The sequence below is a fragment of the Streptomyces microflavus genome (genome assembly GCF_014650075.1).
GTDB classification, from domain to species: Bacteria; Actinomycetota; Actinomycetes; order Streptomycetales; family Streptomycetaceae; genus Streptomyces; species Streptomyces microflavus.
Window position 1 is genome coordinate 1 of the sequence record NZ_BMUG01000034.1, and the last position, 1447, is coordinate 1447.

The window sequence follows — 1447 nt, forward strand, 5'->3', positions numbered from 1 at the left end:
GTCCTCACCGCACTCCACGACGGCGCCGCCCTGCGCAACGGCCCCCTCCCCGCCGGCGGACCCGACCCCGCCACCCCCCGCACCCGCACCGCCACCCACCCCCTCATCCCCGACCACGGCACCGGCGCCCACCACGCCCTCCGCTCCCTCGTCACCGCCCTCACCGAAGGCGCCGCCGACCCCGCCCACCCCCACTGCGCCGCCCACCTCCACACCCCGCCCCTCGCCCTGGCCGCCGCCGCCGACCTCGCCGCCAGCGCCCTCAACCCCTCCATGGACTCCTGGGACCAGGCCCCCGCCGCCTCCGCCCTCGAAGCCGACCTCACCACCGCACTCGCCGCCGAGATCTACCCCCACGCCCCCTCACCCGACGCCGTCATCACCACCGGCGGCACCGAAGCCAACCAACTCGCCCTCCTCCTCGCCCGCGAACGCCACGGCCCCGTCCAGACCCTCTGCGCCACCAACGCCCACCACAGCATCGCCCGCGCCGCCTGGCTCCTCGGCCTCCCCGAACCCGTCACCGTCCCCGCCCCCACCGGCACCCTCGACCTCGCCGCCCTCGACGAAGCCCTCACCCACCTCCACCGCCCCCTCCTCGTCGTCGCCACCGCCGGAACCACCGACACCGGCGCCATCGACCCCCTCGACGCCATCGCCGACCTCTGCGCCACCCACGGCGCCGAACTCCACATCGACGCCGCCTACGGCGGACCCCTCCTCTTCAGCCCCACCCACCGCCCCCTCCTCCACGGCCTCCACCGCGCCCACAGCGTCACCCTCGACCTCCACAAACTCGGCTGGCAACCCGCATCCGCCGGCCTCTTCGCCGTCCCCGAACGCCACCACCTCACCCCCCTCCACCACCACGCCCCCTACCTCAACGCCGACGACGACACCGAAGCCGGCCTCCCCGACCTCCTCGGCCGCTCCCTGCGCACCACCCGCCGCCCCGACGCCCTCAAGATCGCCGTCACCCTCCAGGCCCTCGGCCGCACCGGACTCGCCGACCTCATCGACCGCACCCTCGCCACCGCCCACCACCTCGCCGACCTCATCACCAAAGCCCCCACCCTCGACCTCTACGACCGCCCCACCATCTCCACCGTCCTCTTCCGCCCCACCGGCACCGACGACCACACCGTCGCCACCCTCCGCCGCACCCTCCTCAACCGCGGCCACGCCGTCCTCGGCCGCGCCCACGCCGAAGGCCGCCTCTGGCTCAAGGCCACCCTCCTCAACCCCCACACCACCCCCGAAGACCTCCAGGCCCTCATCGACCTGGTCACCGCCACCACCCTCGACGTGACCAGCCGCCCCACCCCCCGACCGGCACCCACCCCCGCCGGCCCCCGCACCACCACCCCCGCAACCCCCACCACCCCCCTCACGAAAGACGACACCCCGCGATGACCGACCGGCCCGCCCCCGAACCCGACCAGCCACA

At 75.3% G+C, this 1447-nt stretch carries 1 protein-coding gene; it reads left to right on the top strand.

Going from position 1 to position 1447, the window contains the following annotated elements:
- Positions 1–1413 (top strand): pyridoxal phosphate-dependent decarboxylase family protein (locus tag IE264_RS37750; protein ID WP_190167944.1); only part of this gene is annotated, 1413 nt, incomplete at its 5' end.
- Positions 1414–1447: the final 34 nt, after the last annotated feature.